This is a genomic window from Glaciihabitans tibetensis (assembly GCF_003003265.1).
Lineage (GTDB): Bacteria > Actinomycetota > Actinomycetes > Actinomycetales > Microbacteriaceae > Glaciihabitans > Glaciihabitans tibetensis.
In genome coordinates this window covers 39,647-57,683 of the sequence record NZ_PVTL01000007.1, presented here as the reverse complement: position 1 = coordinate 57,683, position 18,037 = coordinate 39,647, and the positions used below count along the sequence as shown (strand labels likewise).

Here is an 18,037-nt window from a genome sequence, read left to right as displayed (position 1 = left end):
TCGCTCGGTGTTCTATAGACGTATGACAACTTCATTCTCCGCAGCCGCGTTTTTCGCCGCCAAGCTGGCCTACGAAACAGACCCCTCGGATCTCGCGGCAGCACGTGCGTCGGGAACGCCGCCTATCGTTATCGACACCCGATCGCTTGCTTCATGGAGCCAAGGCCGCATTCCCGGCGCGATCCATATTCCCAATGCTGAGCTCGAAACACGTATCCAGGAGGTCGCCTCGGATGTAAGCGCCGCGATTGTCGTCTATTGCTGGGGTCCCGGCTGCAATGGCAGCACCCGTGGTGCGCTCATTCTGGCGAACCTCGGCTACACAAACGTAAAGGAACTCATTGGTGGCTTCGAGTACTGGTCCCGCGAAGGTTTAGCGACCGTGAGCGACGCGGGACGGGGCCGGCTCACGACCGACCCGCTGACCGCTCCCACAAAGTGACCGACACTGCCACGATCGACGTGGCGGCCGATGAGCTTGATTACGCCAGCATTCGAACGCTCGTGCAAGAGCACATTGCCTACGAACGCAGCGACATTGTGCTCCCACCTGACTGGGCGCGAATGATCGCTAGCCAAGCGGCCGAGGGATCCATCTCCATCTTCGTTGCTCGGATCGATGGCATTCCGGTCGGCTATGCCGCTCTGACGTCGGATATCGCGACGTGGACGGGCGAGCGGTTTGGGCACCTCGACTGCCTTTTCATCACGGAGGCCCATCGTGGTGCAGGCCTCGGCCGCGTGCTCATCGACGTGGTCGCATCGAGCGCTGCCGCTCGCGGTTACCGTGAACTCCAGTGGCAAACACCCGAGTGGAACTCCGCCGCGACACGGTTCTACGAAAAATTGGGCGCAGCCCACCTGCCCAAGGAGCGGTTCACCCTCACCGTCTAGAAGCCGCGGACATCATTATCGTGGGCAGAGTCCTCTCCCGCGAAGACATCAATGGAGTTTCATGCGGTCGCGAGGTTGACGGTGATTATTTGGGCTCCCCCCTAGTAGGCGGGGCCGTAGAGGCAGTGATGACAGATACCGCTCTAAAACAGACGCCATCTAGGGCTGCGAATCACAGACGCGTCCGTTAGACCCTTCCGAAATAGGTTCCGGTGAAGGAGCCCTAAGTGAGACGGTTGACGCTCGATACTGTGGTCGCAGCGAACGCAGCGCTATTGAGCCAGATAGCGTTGCTTCCTTTCGAGAGCTTCTGTCTCTAGGAAGGTCTCGAGCGCTTTATATCTGGGCCCCTTTAGCCAGATACGTCTCTCATCGTTTTGCAGGCCACCGGTGACGATTATGTTCTTTTGATGCCGGCGCAATAGCGCGCCGAATCTCTCGGCATCGCCGCTATAGAGGTAACCGAGCTGATCCTCCCCTACCCAGACGCCGACAGCGTGTTTGTCGTGCGGATTGCCGCGCTCGGCGCGTAGCCGAAACGGTTGGGTGTAGTCCAGATGAGGACGCTCCTCCCAATCCACGAACCAGTTAAGGCCGGCGACCACCAAGTGACGGGTCGGGAGATGTCGCACGTCCGTATCGGCTCCGAATTGCGGTGCACCGCCGCGAGAATTACGAACGGTCATCCGGCTACCCCTCGACCTCGCGGATGCGGCGGTAAAGGGTTGCTCGTGACATCCCCATGTCTCGAGCAACCTGGCTTGCAGACTCGCCGGCGCCAACGAGCCGCGCAGCGTTACGGATCTGGCTGTCAGTGAATGCCTGACGTCGTCCTCCCAAGTCCTTTCCTGCTGCTCGACGTTTCGTAACAGAATCCGTGATGCGTTCGCGCTTGATCTCTAATTCCATCTGCGCCAGCGCCGCCATCACCGTGAACACCATGGAGCCCATCGGGGTAGAGGTGTCCACGTCTCCCCCGCCGAGGTTCAACACACGCAAGGCCGCCTGGCGGTCACGGAGCTGGTCAGCGAAGGAAAGCATATTCTGTGTCGATCGCCCGAGTCGGTCGAGCGTTGTAAGTACCAGGGTGTCCCCTGCTTCGAGCGCATTAAGAGCTGCATCGAATTGTGGGCGAGACGCACGAGCCCCTGAGACGCCGTGATCTAAATACAGATCATCTCGGCGCACTCCCGCCGCAATGAGATCTGTTTCCTGGCGGTCGATGTCCTGTTGTCGGGTTGAGACTCGCGCGTACCCCATGAGCTTGTTCATAACGTCACACCTGTCTCGCAACCGACTGCTACGAGGCGCTCCGGCAAGGTATAGGTGGTGCGTTCCAGGAGAACCATCTCGACCAGGTCGAGTCCGGGCGCTGGCATAGGGCCGAGGCCCGAGATCTCGGCGCCGCCGAATGTCGCGTGCCCGAAGTCGCGCAGGTACTGGGTGAAGTCCGGCGGGAATTCGCCGAGTTGATCCTGCGCAGACCGAATGTCCTCATCAGACGCGCCGACGCCAAGCTGCACATCGTCCCGTGCTAGCAGCGTCGCCTTCATTTCGTCGTAGCTGACCATGGTGGAGTCCTCGATTAGTGCGATCGATGGTAGTGCGAGGCGCAATACGCTCACCCCTTTATAGCGGGGAAAGCGGCGCTAAGGATGGATTCCTCAGCTATGGCGCTGGATGTTCACGAGCCGAGGCATACTGGCCGTGTGGCCAACACTTCGCGAGGCGCGATCCTACTCAAAATCCGCAACGAATTCGTTACTCAGCTGCGGTTCGACTTCGCGTTTACCGTTGTAACGGAAAGCAGCGAGACGAGAATCGAAAGTCCCTTTCATCTCGTCCGGCCCGACGCGCACACGCACGTGATCGATCCGGAGCACCCGAGTCATCCGGATGAGCTCCTTATGCTGCATAAAACTGACGTCGATGCGGACTGCTTCGTCGACGGAAGCCTCGAATTGCGGTTCTCGAACGGCTACACCGTGACAGTTATGCCAGACATCGAATTCGAAGCCTGGACGCTGACCCGCAGGAACGGTGAGCTCGCGGTCGCGACGCCGGGAGGCGGGCTCACGACGTTCGGGCCCCGGGTTTAGAGCTTTGTCTAGCGACCCCTGGGCCCGTTCATCTCCGCTGTCAGACGCGGATGCAACACTCGGTCCATGTCCACAACGAGCGGGTACGACAATTCCTTCCTTCCCATAGACGTGCCGGTCCCCTATCCAACAGACGGGCGGAGCGTCATCGAGCTTCCCTACGTTCACTTCACCGTTCTTCTCGACCCGGCCCGCCGGCTCGCTGCCGCCACCGGTGTGAATATCGATGGCGCGAAGCTGCTGGATCTGGAACGTGCGGATGACTGGTACCTCGACCCGCGGGTGCCCGTCTCTGAGCAGGCCGGCCCCGAGCTGTATGCCCGCAACGATCTGGATCGCGGACACCTAGTTCGCCGGCGCGATCCCGTCTGGGGAGAGCGTGCCGTGGCCCAGGCTGCGAACGACGCCACGTTCGTGTTCACCAACGCCGCTCCGCAGGCGGCACCATTCAACCAGGGGCAGAACCTGTGGGTGGGACTGGAAGATCACGTTCTGAATTACGCCCGCGCGTACGAGCAGAAGATCAGTGTGTTCACCGGGCCGGTTCTCGCTGCCGATGACGTCGTGTACCGCGACATCCAGATTCCTCGAATGTTTTGGAAGATCGCCGCGTGGACAACGCTCGACCAAGTCGGGACGCCGGTGCTGCGAACGGCTGGCTTCGTGTTGGACCAGGGGCCGTCTCTGGATGACATCGATCTGTCGCTTCGTGCGGGCAATCCGCCTCCGCTGGGTCCATTCCTCACTTATCAGGTGCCCGTGGCAGAAATCGGGTCGCTGACCGGGCTGGACGTGGAGATTCTTGCGGACGCCGATCAGCTCGAACCAGTGCCCGCCGCGTTGCCGGCCGCGCGCTGGAAGCTCATCGAGAGCGCGACCGACATCACGCTGTAAGTCACTGGTCGATGCCGCCGAAGGTTTCCGGGTAGTTGTCGAGCAGGGTCCAACGGTTGGCGGGCCAGCTGATGACGAACGCGCGGCCGACGACGTTGGACACCGGGACGAATCCGCCGGACGGTTCCAAGCGGTGGAACGCGGAATCGCCCGAGTTGTAGCGGTTGTCGCCCATGACCCAGAGCATCCCGTCGGGCACGGTGACCTCGAAGTCCGCAGGGGTGACTTTGAGCGACCCGGGCGGAACCTCGATGTACGGCTCCGTGAGTTGAACACCGTTGATCGACAACTGTCCCGACGCGGTGCAACAAACCACTGTGTCGCCCGGCAGTCCGATGACCCGTTTGATCAGATGGTCGTCGTTGGTGGGGCCGAGCCCGACGACGCTGAGGGCGCCACCGATTACCGCTCCGATGGGGCTGACGGGCTCAGGCGTAGGGCCGGTGAGCCAGTCGGCCGGGTCAGTGAACACCACGACATCGCCGCGCGAGAGCGGGATGAGATCCGGCACGAGCTGATTGACAATGACCCGGTCGTCCTCGATCAGGGTGTTGTTCATCGAAGGCGACGGGATGTAGAAGGTACGCGCCAGGAACGTTTTGACCCCGAACGATATGACCAGCGCAGCGACGATGATGATCGCCAGGTCGCGCAGAAAGATCGGAAGGCCGCGGGCCCGTGGCTCGTCGTCGCCGGTTGTCTTGGTGGCGCCGGGTGACTCTTCACTGCTCACGGAAACCTCCAGCTCAGCGACATCCTAAGCCAGAAAATGCAAGAAAAAGTCAGCTAACTGACGGACCAACGGACGGCGCGGGGGTGAAGCCGGAATCAGATCGATTCGTTGTGCTCGGCCACGGCGTCGGTCACCCAAGAGAGTTCGTCGACGAAACGGCCGAGCAGGCGGGCGAACTCGGTGCGGTCCTCTTCCGTCCACTTGCCGACGAGGGTGTCGTAGACGTCCTGGGCTGCGTGACGATGCTTGGCGATCGCGGTGCGCCCCGCCTCCGTCGAGCTGACCAGCACTGCGCGACGATCGGACGGATCGGGTCGGCGGCTCACCAGCTTCGCCTTCTCCAACCGATGGATCTCGGTGGTCATGGTGGACTTGTCAACCTCCATCCACTCGGCGAGCTTCGACATTCGCACCGGCCCGGAAACCACAACCCGCTCGAGCAGCCAGGAGTCCGTGCTCGACAGCGCGGCGCCCGCGGAGTCGTGCAACAAACGCTTGTTATAGGCGCGGGTCGACCAGCGCGTAATGGTGGACAGCGCCGACTCGACGGTCTCCCCGACGTTCGGGGCAGGCTCCGGACGTTGCGCCATGAGTGAACTTTTCCTGACTTTTCGGGGAGATGTACAGATAGTTGGATGAAGCCAACTAATATAGTGGGACTGCTCCTACTAAATCACACCCTCACACTCGCGGAGAACCCCACACATGGATATACCCGGATACGTCTGGCTCCTCACGATCGTCGGCATCCTCGGGCTGCTGACCTTCGACTTCTTCTTTCACGTGCGCAAAGCGCACGAGCCCACACTTCCTGAGGCGGCCAAGTGGTCTGCCATCTACGTCGGCATCGCGATCCTGTTCGGCTTCGGCGTCTTCCTCTTCGGTGGCGGAACGATGGGAACCGAGTACTTCGCGGGCTACATCACGGAGAAGGCACTGTCGGTTGACAACCTCTTCGTCTTCCTCATCATCATGGCGAGCTTCAAGGTGCCGCGCATGGACCAGCAGAAGGTACTCCTCTTCGGAATCGTCTTCGCACTGATCGCTCGCACCGGATTCATCTTCCTCGGCTCCGCCCTGATCAACTCCTTCGCCTGGCTGTTCTACCTGTTCGGAGCGTTCCTTATCTACACGGCGATCAAGCTGCTCAAGCCGGAAGAGGAGAGCGACGAGGCAGACAACTTCATCATTCGTCTCGCGAAGCGCTTGTTCAACACGACCGAGCGCTACGACGGCGACAAGCTCTTCACGATGGAGAACGGCAAGAAGGTCATGACGCCGATGCTTCTCGTCATGGTCGCTATCGGTGGAACCGACCTCCTGTTCGCGCTTGACTCGGTTCCCGCGATCTTCGGCCTGACGCAGAACGTGTACATCGTGTTCACCGCGACGGCCTTCTCCCTCATGGGTCTTCGCCAGCTGTACTTCCTCATCGACGGACTGCTCGACCGCCTGATTTACCTGAGCTACGGCCTCGCCGCAATCCTCGGGTTCATCGGTGTCAAGCTCGTGCTGCACGCCCTGCACGAGAACACGCTTCCGTTCATCAACGGTGGAGAGCACGTTCCGGTGTTCGAGATCAGCACGGGCCTGTCGCTCATCGTCATCATCGGCGTGCTTGCGGTCACCGTTCTCGCCTCGCTTTGGAGCCCGGCCGGCCGGGCGCACTCCGCGATCACCTCCAGCCGCACCTCGGCGAAGAAGTACCTCGCCGGAGACTTCTCCGGAAAGGGCCAGACCCGCGACGAGGTGTACGCGCAGGTTGTGGCACACGAGCGCGCGCTCGGCCTGCTCAACGAGAAGCACCGGGCCCGTGCCGCCGAAGACGAGGAGCTCAACGCGCTCCTCGCCGAGGCGCACGAGACCCACAGCACCAGCAGCAAGTAAGCAGCAAGCTCCACCACTCAGTAGAGGGAAAGACGCTGGGGACGGCCCGTGCAGACGAGCCGCCCCCAGCACAATCAACTCCAAGAGTTTTCATCACGCTGGGCCCTAGACTGGGCCCGGATCGTCGGCGTCGCTCGATCGGGCGCACGTCGGCATTGCTACCAGGATCAACGACTAGTGATCACGACCGGAAGGGCCGACGCAGGTGCAACTCGAGTTACTGGCCCGTCCCGGACTCTTCCGCGCCGGCCGGCTCCGCGCTGATAGCCAGCGCCAGTTGCAGCCCTTGCGGTCGAACGCATCTCGCGTCCCGCTTTGCGGCCATGGCCACGCCGCTCGCGTCACACACGCTTCCCCGGTCGGGTCCATCCGGTGTCCACTCGGTGGCACATCAGTTCGTTCCCGTCCGTAGTAACCAACTGTTTAGAAAAGAAGGAGCACACCATGGGTTTGAGTTTGTCAAAAGGCGAGTCGCTATCACTCAAGAAGGCCGACGGCGGAAGCCTGACGAAGGTACGCCTGGGGCTCGGCTGGGACAGCGCAGCTCCCGTCAAGCGTGGCCTCTTCGGTCGCGGCAAGGCTGCCGAGGTTGACCTCGACGCCTCGGCGATCTTCTTTGACGCCGCCGGCAAGGTACTGGACACCGTCTGGTTCCAGCAGCTCGCGAGCAAAGACGGATCCACGACCCACACCGGTGACAACCTCACCGGCGCCGGCGACGGTGACGACGAGACAATCCTCGTCGACCTCACCAAGGTGTCGGCCGCGGTCGCGCAGATCGTGTTCGTCATCAGCAGCTACACCCAGCAGACCTTCGACTCCGTCGAGAACGCGTTCAGCCGCATCGTCGACGACTCGACCTCCGGCACCCCCGAGGTCGCTCGCTACCAGCTCACCGACGCCGGCTCACACACCGCGATGATCATGTCGAAGGTCTCGCGCGAGGGCACCGGCTGGAGCTTCAAGGCTGTCGGAGAGCGCGCCAACGGCCGCTCGGTGATGGACTTGCTCGCCCCAGCCGCGAAGGTCCTCTGAGTCCCGCAAAGGTCCTGAGCTCCACCTGACGCACCACCCCGATTCGATCCACAGATTCGATCTACAAAGGAGAAACTCTCATGGCAGGTCTCACTCTTCAAAAGGGAAACAACCTCTCACTGACGAAGGTCAGCCCCGGACTCACCGTCGCGACGGTCGGCCTCGGCTGGGATCCCCGCACCACCAGCGGCGAGCCGTTCGACCTCGACGCGTCCGCGCTGCTCATTGGCGAGAACGGCAAGGTGCGTTCCTCCGCCGACTTCATCTTCTACAACCAGCCCGCCGCCGCCGACCAGTCGGTCGTTCACCTCGGTGACAACCGCTCCGGCGCCGGCGACGGCGACGACGAGCAGATCACGATCGACCTGCGTCTGGTTGCGGCCGACGTCAAGCGCGTCGTCATCGTGGTCTCCATCGACCAGGCAGACGTTCGCCGCCAGAACTTCGGCCAGGTTCGCGGCGCCTACTGCCGCGTCTTCGACCAGGACGAGAACGAGGTTGTGCGCTTCGACCTGAGCGAGGACGCCGCTCCCGAGACCGCGATGCTGTTCGCCGAGGTCTACCGCAACGGCTCCGAGTGGAAGTTCAAGGCCGTCGGCCAGGGCTACACCTCCGGACTCGCCGGCATCGCCGACGACTTCGGCGTCGTACTCGGCTAATCACCTCAGCTAATCGCCACATCGGCTAGTCCGCTCGCCACTCAGTTCCATCGGCGAATCCGCTGGCAACGCAGTTTCATTCGCTCTTCTCCCCGTCACCGTTCAACCAGGCAGGAAACTCCATGAGTTCACCCCTCACTCCCCCCGACGCCTCTGAGGCCGCCCTCGTCCTGAGAGCGCCCGACGCGCCCGCGATCGTGCAGGCGGAAGAAGCGCCGGGGATGGTGCCGGTGCCGGTCGAGCGTCAGCAGGAGATCGCCAGGCAGGCGCGTGATTTTGTGGCGGATGTCTCGTCCCTCGACCCACGGACGCCCGAGTTCACCGAGAAGATCGAGGGGATCTCGTCCCTCGCCGGCACGGAGATGGTGCAGTCCAGCGGCTACTCGACGCGCATGCTGGATCGCTCCTCCACCTCCGTCGCCGGGGCGAAGCGCTCCGGCAACAGCGCGCAGATCGCCGTCGCCAACACGCTCGGCGACCTGCGCTCGACGGTCGAGGACCTGACGCCGAACGACGCCGACCTCGGCGTGGGACGCAAGATTCTCGGGTTCATCCCGGGCGGCAACAAGCTGGCGAAGTACTTCCAGAAGTACGAGTCGGCCCAGACCCAGCTCGACGCGATCATCAAATCGCTGATGGCCGGGCAGGACGAACTCCTGAAGGACAACGCCTCGCTCGCCGGCGAGAAGGTGCAGCTGTGGGAGACCATGCAGTCGCTCAGCGAGTACGCGATCTTCGCGAAGGCGCTGGATGGCGCAACCGTGGAGAAGATCGACGCCTCGCGGGCGGCTGGACGCATTGACGAGGCGCAGAAGCTCGAAGCCGATGTGCTGTACCCGATCAGACAGCGCCATCAAGACATCCTGACCCAGCTTGCCGTTTCGGTGCAGGGATACCTGGCGATGGACCTCATTCGCAAAAACAACCTGGAGCTCATCAAGGGTGTTGACCGCGCCCGCACGACCACGATCGCGGCGCTGCGAACGGCCGTCATCGTGGCGCAGGCGCTGGCCAACCAGAAGATGGTTCTCGACCAGATCGACGCGATCAACACCACGACGAACAACATGATCCTGAAGACCAGCGAGATGCTGAAGGACCAGACCGTGCGCATTCACGAGCAGGCATCGAGCTCGGGCGTCAGCGTAGAGACGCTGCAGAAGGCGTTCGACAACGTATTCGCCACCATGGACGCCATCGACACGTTCCGGGCGACGGCTGCGAAGAACATGGAAGGTACGGTCTCGGCGCTCGAGGTCGGACTCCAGAAGGCGAAGCCCTACCTGGAGCGCAGCCAGCAGGGCGAGCAGCGCGAACTGCGCTAGTTTTCGAACTGCGATAGTTATCGTACGAAGCTCCACGGGACGAGGGCGGTGACGCAGTGGCTTTTGGCAAGTTCATGGACTCGCTGTTTAAGGGCCCATCGGCCCAGCCGGTGCGGTCGTCTGACGTGGCAGCGCCTAATGCGCAGGGCGGGCGAGGACCGGCGGATGTCGCTGGGCCCGCCGAATCGGAGGATGCCGCAGTCGCCCGTGCCCTCGACCAGCTGCGCGCTACCGTTCGCAGCGGCGGAAGCGAGCTGCCCACCCTCATCACCTCGCGCCTCGCGCACATTGATGACCTGCTGCGGGTGGTCATCGAGACGGTAAGTGCGCAGAACGCCTCAACCGAGCAGCGCGTGCTGCTCGAAGCAATGATCCGGGACTACCTGCCGACGCCCCTGCGGGCGTTCCTCGCACTCCCGGAGAGCGAGCGGGAGAACTCCTCCCCCGCCACCCTGCAATTCTCGACCCAGCTCGGGATTCTCGAAGAGACGATCAACGACTTGCTCAACCAGATCCGGATCGGCGCCATCGCCGAACTATCCACGCACGGGCGGTTTCTCGCGGACAAGTTCGCGGCGCCGAGCCTCCGGTTGGACGGTGCCTCGTGAGTTCCATGATCGCTGGCGCCAATGCCGCGCTGACCGCCGAGAACCCCGGCCTCTCCGAAGTTCTGCTGGGGTTCGGCTGGGACACCATCCCGAGCCGTGGCGCCCAGGCCGAGCTGGTTGCGATGGCCATCATGTGTGATGCCGAGGGACACTCCGTCTCGAACGACCACCTGGTGTTCTTCAACCAGATCGTCAGCGACGACGGTTCGGTGTCGTTTGTCGACGACCGCGACGACGAAGAGATCGACGTCAACCTCGCGCTGGTTCCCGCGGATGTCGCGAAGATCGTGTTCATCGTCTATGTCGACCCGGATGTACGCGGGCCGGGCAACTTTTCGGCGGTGCGCTCCGCCTATGTGCGGGTGGCGACCAGGGACAATAGGGAGCTTGTGCGCTTCGTGGTGCCCGCCGGCGACAACCGCACCATCAACGTGATGATGTTCGGCGAGCTCTATCGGCACCGCGATGACTGGAAGTTCCGCGCCCTCGGACAGGGGTACGCGACCGGCCTGCGCGGCGTCGCCGCCGACTTCAGAATCGACCTCTGACGCGTGCCGCTCAATCGCTCATCCGTGCGAACGGACATTAGCTACCTGCGCCGACGCGTGAAGCCCGCGCCGGTCGTTGAGTCGGCCGTTGCTGAGCCGACTGTTGCTGCGCCGGCAAGCGCCAATTCGGCCGCAACCGCGACTGCGGACCGTGATCCGGCACCCCGAGCGGCGGCTTCGTCCGGGCTGTCGCTGCATCCTCCGACAACTTCCGCGCCGTCGTCCGGGCTGTCGCTGCATCCTCCGACGACTTCTGCACCGTCGGCCGGGCTGTCGCTTGCCCCCGCGGCTGCTCCTGCTCGGTCGGCGGGACTGTCGCTGGCTCCGTCGACGGCGGGCGCGGCATCCGCTCGGCCTTCGTCTTCGGCCTCCTCGTCTTCGGGCTCTGATTCTGCCGCTTCTTCGGCTCGGCAAACACCGCCACGGCCGCCGGCGGGGTCGCTGCCGTTTCCCGCGCCAACCATCGACGAGCTGCGCGAACTGGGCGAGAGCAACCCGGTGCTGAGGCTGAATGCGCGCGAATCCGCGGTCGGCAGTCTGATCGTGAGCGGCGCCGATGTTGCCGTCTGGGAAAGCACCGAGCGCGTGACGGGGTCGGCGACCGCGTCCGGGGGCACCGCGGGCAGCCCGGTGACGACGCCCGGCCATCGACCACTGGTGGGCTTCGATGACGCCGACGCGCTCGTGTCGCTGCGGCACGTTCGTCTGCTGCGCCGGGCGCTGTTCATCGCGCGGGGCGACCAGGCGTTCGGGGCGCAGATTTTCGACGGGGCGACGGTCACGATCTTCCCCGGCGACGAGTCCCGGATGTTTGTTCTGTACCTGCTGCGCATCGGCAACCTCATCGAGCTGCGCGCCGAGCCCGTCGACCGCACGGCCTCAGACGACATGATCATGAAACAGTTCGGCTTTACCCTCACCCCCTATCTCCTCACGCGAGAGTCACGGAGCCGATAGCACCATGCACCACTTTGGATTTCTGGGGAAAACCCAAGTCAAGCGCCTGTTCCACCAGCCTCCCGTGGAGATCAGCATCGACGCGCCCGCGCACCTGCTCGCCGCCGGACTCGGCGCCACGCTCTACTGCCCCGGCGATCGTCCGAAGATCGCCAAGGACGTCGTGAAGCAGGCCGCGCGCGGCTGCGTCAGCATGGTGCTCTGCCTCGAGGATTCCATCGCCGACAGTGCGGTGGATGCCGCGGAGATCAATGTCGCGGAAGCGCTCCAGGCTCTGCACCGCATCTCGCAGGACAAGCCGGAGACCGAGCTTCCGCTGCTGTTCGTGCGGGTGCGTACTCCTGAGCAGATTCTGCGGGTGGCGGAGCTTGCCGGCGACGGGCTCGAGGTGCTCAGCGGATTTGTGGTGCCCAAGTTCGAGAACCTGACGGGCTACGCCGAGGGCTTCTTCGGCGCGTTGCGCGAGGTGCAGCGGCACACCGGTTTCGACGGCGCCGGCGACAAGCGGAGGCTCCGGCTGATGCCGATTCTCGAGTCGCCCGTCATGATTCACCGCGAAACCCGCGGGGCGGCTCTCGCGTCGATCCGCGAGATTCTGCACGGCAACCGCGACGACGTGCTGGCCGTGCGGATCGGCGCGACCGACCTCGCGAGCGCCTTCGGGCTGCGCCGCTCCCGCGACCTCACCGTCTACGACGTGCAGGTGGTGGCGTCGGTGATCTCCGACATCGTGAACGTTCTCGGCAGGCACGAGGACAGCTTTGTCACCACCGGAACCGTCTGGGAGCACTACGCCAGCGAGCGGATTTTGCGCCCGCAGCTGCGGCTCACCCCCTTCGTGGAGGCGAACGAGACCGACCTGCGACGCAAGCTGCTGGGCGGCGGACTCGACGGGCTTATCCGCGAGATCGCGCTCGACCAGGCCAACGGGTTGCTCGGTAAAACGGTGATCCACCCGAGCCACGTTCCCGTGGTGCACGCCATGTCCGTCGTCAGTCACGAGGAGTTCCTCGACGCCACCGCGATCCTCGACAACGTCGGCGGCGGCGCGAGCGCGTCGCCGTACGGCAACAAGATGAACGAGGTGAAGCCGCACTCCGCCTGGGCCGAGAAGACGATGGTGCGTGCGGAGGCGTTCGGCGTCGCCTCGGAGTCGACCACCTTCGTCGACTTCCTCGAAGCGAGCATGCGATGACCGAGCACGTGACAACTGAGCCTGCGCCAACCACGGTTGTGACCACGACGGTCTGGCAGGGCACTCACGTGCGCGATACTCTCGACATTTCGGTGCGCACAGACGGCGAGCGCAGCATTCTCAGCGTCGAGGAACTCGTCGGCATCGCCGTGCGCCGAAACCCCAAACGCGCACACCTGCTCGTCTCGACGGTTCTCGCGAAGCACGTGCCGACCCATCCCGGCGTCGCGCTGGCCGCCGGGGAACTGCTCGGGCTGCTCGTCTCGGGTGAGCTCGACGGCGATGTGCACAATGCGGGTGGGCACGACGAGGCTGCACTCGGACGCGGAGGCGCCGGCTCGCGGGCTGCGGCCGGGTTCGGCGTGCGTCTCGCTGCCCTGATGGCCGAGCTGGCCGAATCCAATCAGCTGGCGGATGTCACGGCCGCCGCTCACAGCAAGGAGCAGCTCACCGCGCTCCGCAGTGAGATCCGCGCCGCCACCATCCCGTCACCCGCCGTCGTCACGCTCGGCTTCGCCGAGACCGCTACTGGTCTCGGGCAGATCGTGGGCGACGCTCTCCAGTCGTACTACCTGCACTCGACGCGGCATGAAGTCGCGGGCGCGACATCCTTCACCGGATTCGAGGAAGAACACTCGCACGCCACCGACCACGGGCTGTTGCCGACCGACCCGCAGTGGCTCCGAACGGGCGGCACGGTGGTGCTGGTCGACGACGAGCTCAGCACCGGGACGACGGCGATCAACACGGTCACCGCGATCCAGGCCCTGCTCCCGCAGCGGCGGTGGGTGATCGCGTCCCTCATCGACCTGCGCTCGGCGGCCGATCAGCGCCGCTTCGACGAGCTTGCGGAGGCGCTCGGCACGCGCATCTCGGTGGTGTCGTTGGCGTCGGGTTCGATCGAGCTTCCTGTCGATGTGCTCTCCCGCGCGGCGCAGCTGATCGAGGCACTGCCGCCGGCCGCGGACTCCCCCGACCTCGCCGGAGCGGTGCGCTGGATCGACTGCACCGACCTTTCCGCCGTGCGCAGCGCCCGGTTCGGCACCACCGCACCGATCGACACCGCCGTTGCCCGGGCCATCGGCGAGCGGCTGCACGAGGTGATCGGCGCGGCTGACGCGTTGTCCGGTGGTCGCGGAGTGCTGGTTCTCGGTTCAGAGGAGTTCATCGCCCTGCCCATGACCATCGCCGACGAGCTGTCGCTCCTGGCCGGAGCCACACCCGTGCGGTTCTCCACGAGCACCCGATCCCCGATCGCGACGCTCGACCGGGCCGACTACCCCATCGCGAGCGCGGTGCACTTTCGGAGCCACGACGTCACCACCGACGGCGTTGGGGACCGGTTCGCCTACAACCTCACCGCCGCCGGCAGCCGTTTCGGCACCATCGTGTTTATACCGGAACCCGGCACCGACCCCGCTGCACTCGACGGCCCGAACGGCGTCGTCGAGGCTCTTCGCCGCGTCAGCACCAACGTCATCGTGGTGCTGCTGAGCGCCTCCGACCCTACCGACGGGACATCCGCCTCATGACCACTGTTCACCCCGACGCGGCGACACCTTCGCCAGCAACACCTCTGCCGCAGTCGCTCGCGCTACCGCAGCCGCTCAGCGGTCCTGAGTTCGGCTCCTACGCCGCGGATGACGTGAGCTGGCTACTGCAGGACCTCCGCGATGCCGCCCTTGAGGCTCCGGCCGAGGAACGCGAGCAGGCCATCCAGAGCGGCCAGGCGAACTACGCCGAGTCGCTGCCGATCGAATACCTGCCGTCGCCGGAGTATGAGGAGCTGTACCGGGAGGCGCTCGAACGATCGGGCCGTCGGCTCGCCATCGCCGTCGGCGTGGTGACCGACCTCGCCCTCGCGGCCCGGGGCGACCGTCCGGTGTTCGTCTCCCTCGCCCGCGCCGGCACACCCATCGGCATCCTGATGCGACGCTGGGCAATGCAGATGCGCGGAATCGACGTGCCGCACTACACGATGAGCATCGTGCGCGGGGTCGGCCTCGACCAGACCGCGCTGCGCTACCTCGCCGCGCACCACGATCCGGAGCAGGTCATCTTCGTCGACGGCTGGACGGGCAAGGGCGCCATCACGCGCGAGCTGTCCGCGGCCCTCGCCCTCTTCGCCGAGACCGACGGCGTCGTCTTCTCCGACAACATGGCCGTGCTGGCCGACCCCGGGCACTGCGTCACGATCCACGGCACCCGCGAGGACTACCTCATCCCGTCGGCGTGCCTGAACTCGACGGTGTCCGGGCTCGTCTCGCGCACGGTGTTCAACAAGCAGCTGATCGGCGACAACGAATTTCACGGGGCGAAGTTCTACACGGCGCTGCGCGACAACGATGTGTCGCGCGAGTTCCTCGACGCGGTCTGCGCGTACTTCGCCGACGTCGACGACGAGGTCTCGGCCGGCGTCGCCGTTGCCGCCGCCGAAGACCGCACCCCGTCCTGGATCGGCTGGAAGGCCGTCGAACGCATCAGCACTGAGTACGGCATCAACGACGTCAACCTGGTCAAGCCGGGAGTGGGCGAGACCACCCGGGTGCTGCTGCGCCGGGTCCCGTGGAAGGTGCTCGTGCGCGCGGACGCGGTCACGGAGGTGGCGCACGTGCTCCTGCTCGCCGAACAGCGCGGCGTCACCATCGAGGTGGTGCCCGACCTGCCCTACAGTTGCGTCGGCCTGATTCACCCCGGGTTCGGAAACTCAGAGAGCGTGGCCGTGCAGTGAGCGACATCCGCCTCATCGACATCCCCCTCAGCGACGTTCCCCTTGTCGCCTGCGACCTCGACCGCACCCTCATCTATTCGTCGCGGGCCTTCTGGCTCACCACCCCCGACGCCGATGCTCCCCCCATCGTGGTGTCTGAGGTCTACCAGGGCGTGCCGATCTCGTACATGACCAGGGCCGCGGAGCAACTTCTGCGTGAGCTCACGACGACGGCGACCTTCGTGCCGGTGACCACGCGCACGGTCGCCCAGTACAGCCGCGTGCGCCTGCCCGGCGGGGTGCCGCGGTTTGCCATCACGACCAATGGCGGCACGATCCTCTCCCATGGTGAGGTGGATGTCTCGTGGTCCGAGTCTCTTCGCGCCCGGCTCACCGACGAGGCAGCGCCTCTGCCCGAGGTGCGGTCACTGCTGGAGGACCCGGCAGCGTCGGGTTGGATCCAGCGAGTGCACACCGCAGAAGACCTGTTCAGCTACGCGATCATCGACCGGGATGCCATGCCGTCCGAGTGGATCGCCGGGCTTCACGCGCAGTGCGCGGCGCTCGGCTGGACCGTCTCCGTGCAGGGCCGCAAGCTCTACTGCGTGCCCGACGCGGTGAACAAGAGTGCGGCCGTCGCCGAGGTTCGGCGCAGGCTGGGCTCCCCTCCCGTTATCGCCGCGGGCGACTCGCTGCTTGACCAGCGCATGCTCGAGGAGGCGCAGGTTGCGTTCCGCCCGGCGCACGGCGAGCTCGACGAAGCGGGATTCGTCGGACCCAACCTCACGGTGACCACCGCCCGGGGCATCCTGGCCGGGGAAGAACTGCTGGCGTCAATCACCCGCCGCGTGCTCGACGGGTTTTCGCCGGAGCGTGCCGGAGCGTCCGCGCCGTGCCCTACTCGAGAATCTCAGGCTGGGTGAGCCGCAGCGCTTCCCGGTCGAGGCGAGTCTGCATGGTGCGCAGTGTCGTGTCGTTGATGGTGCCGCCGTCGCGCAGTTCGATCATTACGGCGCGTTTGCGCTCAAGGAGGGCGAGGCGCAGCTCCATCGCCTGACGGTCCTGGGCGCGAAGCAGCTCGTCCTCCTCGACCCCCGGCGACGCGTCCAGTAGCGCGCGGTGTTCTTCGAACTGCGCCGCAACCCGGTCGCGCACCCCGGCGTCCGTGCCGAGCCGCGCGGCCTCTTCGGTGAGATGCTCGAGGGCTGCCGTCGTGGCCGCGAGTTCGGCCCCCGCGAGCTCGTCGTCGAAGGCGGTGTCGGGCTCGAAATGGGCCCAGCGGATGACCAGCGGAAGGAGCAATCCCTGAACGATCAGGGTGAGTAACACGACTCCGGTGGTGACGAAGACAATCTCGTCCCGGCCGGGGAATGGTTCACCCGAGGCGAGTACCGTCGGCACCGCGAGGGCGACTGCGAGGGACACCGCCCCGCGGAATCCGGAGACCGTCGAAACGACGCGGGCACGGTGTGACATCCGGCGGCCCCGCTGTGAGGGGCGCCGATCGAGCAGGCGAATCAGGAAAACCGATGCCATCTGGAACCCGAAGCGGATGACCAGGACGGCGATCCACGCAAACAGGGTGAGCAGAAGGAGCGGTCCGAACGCGTCACCTTCGACCGCGTTCACGGCGACGTGCACCTCGATGCCGACGAGCACGAACAGTGCGCTGTTGAGAAAAAAGGTGGCCAGCGACCAGAACGCGAGCGACTGCTGGCGGGCCTGCGGCGTGCCGACGCGTGGTCCTGACTGACTGAGCGCCAGCCCGGCGACGACGACCGCGATCACGCCTGACGCGCTGATGAGCTCCGCGACCAGAAATGCGGCGAACGGGATGACGACGAGCAGGGCATTGTTCGCGATCGGTTCCCGGATTCGGGCAAGGATCAGCGTGCCGCCCCAGCCGGCGAGCGCGCCGATCAACCCGCCCCCGAGATAAGCGAGCGCGACCAGGCCGGTGATTTGCCACCCGGAGTAATCGATCTGGCTCACCCCGATGCCGACCGCGATGCTGAAGATGACGAGCGCCGTGCCGTCGTTCATCAGGCTCTCCGCACGGAGCACTGTCATGTTGCGGTGCGGAAGCGACTTGGCGATCGCGCCGACGGCGGTCGCGTCAGTCGGTGCCAGCGCGGCGCCGAGGATGAGCGCCGCGCCCCAGGTGAGGCCAAGAGCCGTGGCGATGCCCGCGACGCCGAATGCGGTCGCGACCACGAGGAGTGTGGACAGCAGCAGTATCCCCCGCAGGTCTCGCCGGATCTCCCGCAGAGATGTCGTCAGGCTTTCCCAGAACAGCAGCGCCGGAAGGAACAGCACCAGGACTGCCTCCGAGGGCAGTTGCACCTCCCGCTCCTGAGGAACGAAGCCCACCGCGATGCCAAGGAGCAACAGCAGGAGGGGTGTGGGGACGTGCAGCCGCGGAGCCGCGACTGCCCCGATCACGATGATGGCTCCGACGAGCACAACAACGGCGAGAGCTTCCACGTGGACTCT

At 64.9% G+C, this 18,037-nt stretch carries 22 protein-coding genes; 15 read left to right on the top strand and 7 right to left on the bottom strand.

All coding sequences use genetic code 11. The features are described 5' to 3' along the window. The first annotated feature begins 22 nt into the window (after window positions 1-22). Window positions 23-442, top strand: coding sequence for a rhodanese-like domain-containing protein (locus B0I08_RS13310; RefSeq protein WP_106213651.1), 420 nt, complete (start codon window positions 23-25; stop codon window positions 440-442). Next, window positions 439-894, top strand: coding sequence for a GNAT family N-acetyltransferase (locus B0I08_RS13305; protein ID WP_106213649.1), 456 nt, complete (start codon window positions 439-441; stop codon window positions 892-894). The genes B0I08_RS13310 and B0I08_RS13305 overlap by 4 nt, the downstream gene beginning before the upstream one ends. A gap of 272 nt (window positions 895-1,166) precedes the next feature. Here the strand turns inward: B0I08_RS13305 and B0I08_RS13300 are convergent, their stop codons facing one another. Genes B0I08_RS13300 through B0I08_RS13290 form a run of 3 tightly spaced genes read right to left on the bottom strand, consistent with a single transcriptional unit; the run spans window position 1,167 to window position 2,465 of the window. Next, window positions 1,167-1,580, bottom strand: coding sequence for an HIRAN domain-containing protein (locus tag B0I08_RS13300; protein ID WP_146134422.1), 414 nt, complete (start codon window positions 1,578-1,580; stop codon window positions 1,167-1,169). A gap of 4 nt (window positions 1,581-1,584) precedes the next feature. Beyond that, complete coding sequence (locus B0I08_RS13295) at window positions 1,585-2,166, bottom strand: recombinase family protein (RefSeq protein WP_106213645.1); 582 nt, start codon at window positions 2,164-2,166, stop codon at window positions 1,585-1,587. Next, window positions 2,163-2,465 carry an SMI1/KNR4 family protein gene (locus tag B0I08_RS13290; protein ID WP_146134421.1) on the bottom strand — a complete coding sequence of 101 codons (303 nt, stop codon included), beginning with the start codon at window positions 2,463-2,465 and terminating at the stop codon, window positions 2,163-2,165. Before B0I08_RS13290 ends, B0I08_RS13295 begins: the two co-directional genes overlap by 4 nt. A 99-nt stretch (window positions 2,466-2,564) precedes the next feature. Between B0I08_RS13290 and B0I08_RS13285 the strand changes: the two genes are divergently transcribed. Further along, window positions 2,565-2,993 (top strand): DUF6188 family protein, encoded by a 429-nt coding sequence (locus tag B0I08_RS13285; protein WP_181243413.1) that lies wholly within the window; start codon window positions 2,565-2,567, stop codon window positions 2,991-2,993. Between the two features lie 66 nt (window positions 2,994-3,059). Further along, on the top strand, window positions 3,060-3,887 hold the full coding sequence (locus B0I08_RS13280; RefSeq protein WP_106213639.1) for a DNA/RNA non-specific endonuclease: 828 nt from the start codon (window positions 3,060-3,062) through the stop codon (window positions 3,885-3,887). 1 nt (window position 3,888) lies between these two features. Here B0I08_RS13280 and lepB read toward each other — a convergent pair whose 3' ends face one another. Beyond that, window positions 3,889-4,620: a signal peptidase I gene (gene lepB, locus B0I08_RS13275; RefSeq protein WP_245884808.1), complete on the bottom strand. Its 732-nt coding sequence runs from the start codon at window positions 4,618-4,620 to the stop codon at window positions 3,889-3,891. 95 nt (window positions 4,621-4,715) lie between these two features. Then, window positions 4,716-5,210, bottom strand: coding sequence for a MarR family winged helix-turn-helix transcriptional regulator (locus B0I08_RS13270; RefSeq protein ID WP_106213637.1), 495 nt, complete (start codon window positions 5,208-5,210; stop codon window positions 4,716-4,718). Between the two features lie 115 nt (window positions 5,211-5,325). On the opposite strand from B0I08_RS13270, the gene B0I08_RS13265 reads away from it, so the two are divergent. From B0I08_RS13265 to B0I08_RS13240, 6 genes are all read left to right on the top strand, one after another. Beyond that, window positions 5,326-6,507 (top strand): TerC family protein, encoded by a 1,182-nt coding sequence (locus tag B0I08_RS13265; protein WP_106213635.1) that lies wholly within the window; start codon window positions 5,326-5,328, stop codon window positions 6,505-6,507. 444 nt (window positions 6,508-6,951) lie between these two features. Then, window positions 6,952-7,542: a TerD family protein gene (locus B0I08_RS13260; RefSeq protein WP_106213633.1), complete on the top strand. Its 591-nt coding sequence runs from the start codon at window positions 6,952-6,954 to the stop codon at window positions 7,540-7,542. Window positions 7,543-7,622: 80 nt separating this feature from the next. Continuing rightward, window positions 7,623-8,201: a TerD family protein gene (locus B0I08_RS13255; protein ID WP_106213631.1), complete on the top strand. Its 579-nt coding sequence runs from the start codon at window positions 7,623-7,625 to the stop codon at window positions 8,199-8,201. Window positions 8,202-8,323: 122 nt separating this feature from the next. After that, a complete protein-coding gene (locus B0I08_RS13250) occupies window positions 8,324-9,526 on the top strand; it encodes a toxic anion resistance protein (RefSeq protein ID WP_106213629.1) in 1,203 nt (400 codons plus the stop codon). A gap of 56 nt (window positions 9,527-9,582) precedes the next feature. Continuing rightward, the gene (locus B0I08_RS13245; RefSeq protein ID WP_106213627.1) at window positions 9,583-10,134 is read left to right on the top strand and encodes a hypothetical protein; all 552 of its coding nucleotides are present in this window, start codon (window positions 9,583-9,585) and stop codon (window positions 10,132-10,134) included. A 5-nt stretch (window positions 10,135-10,139) separates the two neighbouring features. Continuing rightward, the gene (locus tag B0I08_RS13240; protein ID WP_245884821.1) at window positions 10,140-10,682 is read left to right on the top strand and encodes a TerD family protein; all 543 of its coding nucleotides are present in this window, start codon (window positions 10,140-10,142) and stop codon (window positions 10,680-10,682) included. Window positions 10,683-10,723: 41 nt separating this feature from the next. Here B0I08_RS13240 and B0I08_RS13235 read toward each other — a convergent pair whose 3' ends face one another. Beyond that, window positions 10,724-11,176 carry a hypothetical protein gene (locus B0I08_RS13235; RefSeq protein WP_146134419.1) on the bottom strand — a complete coding sequence of 151 codons (453 nt, stop codon included), beginning with the start codon at window positions 11,174-11,176 and terminating at the stop codon, window positions 10,724-10,726. Window positions 11,177-11,180: 4 nt separating this feature from the next. Between B0I08_RS13235 and B0I08_RS13230 the strand changes: the two genes are divergently transcribed. From B0I08_RS13230 to B0I08_RS13210, 5 genes are read left to right on the top strand one after another with little or no spacing between them, the layout of a single operon-like run. Then, window positions 11,181-11,639 carry a hypothetical protein gene (locus B0I08_RS13230; protein ID WP_146134418.1) on the top strand — a complete coding sequence of 153 codons (459 nt, stop codon included), beginning with the start codon at window positions 11,181-11,183 and terminating at the stop codon, window positions 11,637-11,639. A 4-nt stretch (window positions 11,640-11,643) separates the two neighbouring features. Continuing rightward, on the top strand, window positions 11,644-12,834 hold the full coding sequence (locus tag B0I08_RS13225; RefSeq protein ID WP_106213618.1) for an HpcH/HpaI aldolase/citrate lyase family protein: 1,191 nt from the start codon (window positions 11,644-11,646) through the stop codon (window positions 12,832-12,834). Then, complete coding sequence (locus B0I08_RS13220; protein WP_106213616.1) at window positions 12,831-14,366, top strand: phosphoribosyltransferase domain-containing protein; 1,536 nt, start codon at window positions 12,831-12,833, stop codon at window positions 14,364-14,366. The genes B0I08_RS13225 and B0I08_RS13220 overlap by 4 nt, the downstream gene beginning before the upstream one ends. Continuing rightward, window positions 14,363-15,565 (top strand): cysteine protease StiP family protein, encoded by a 1,203-nt coding sequence (locus B0I08_RS13215; RefSeq protein WP_106213614.1) that lies wholly within the window; start codon window positions 14,363-14,365, stop codon window positions 15,563-15,565. The genes B0I08_RS13220 and B0I08_RS13215 overlap by 4 nt, the downstream gene beginning before the upstream one ends. After that, the gene (locus B0I08_RS13210) at window positions 15,562-16,467 is read left to right on the top strand and encodes an HAD family hydrolase (protein ID WP_219905675.1); all 906 of its coding nucleotides are present in this window, start codon (window positions 15,562-15,564) and stop codon (window positions 16,465-16,467) included. The genes B0I08_RS13215 and B0I08_RS13210 overlap by 4 nt, the downstream gene beginning before the upstream one ends. Here the strand turns inward: B0I08_RS13210 and B0I08_RS13205 are convergent. Beyond that, complete coding sequence (locus B0I08_RS13205; protein ID WP_106213612.1) at window positions 16,442-18,028, bottom strand: Na+/H+ antiporter; 1,587 nt, start codon at window positions 18,026-18,028, stop codon at window positions 16,442-16,444. The genes B0I08_RS13210 and B0I08_RS13205 overlap by 26 nt on opposite strands. Window positions 18,029-18,037 lie beyond the last annotated feature (9 nt).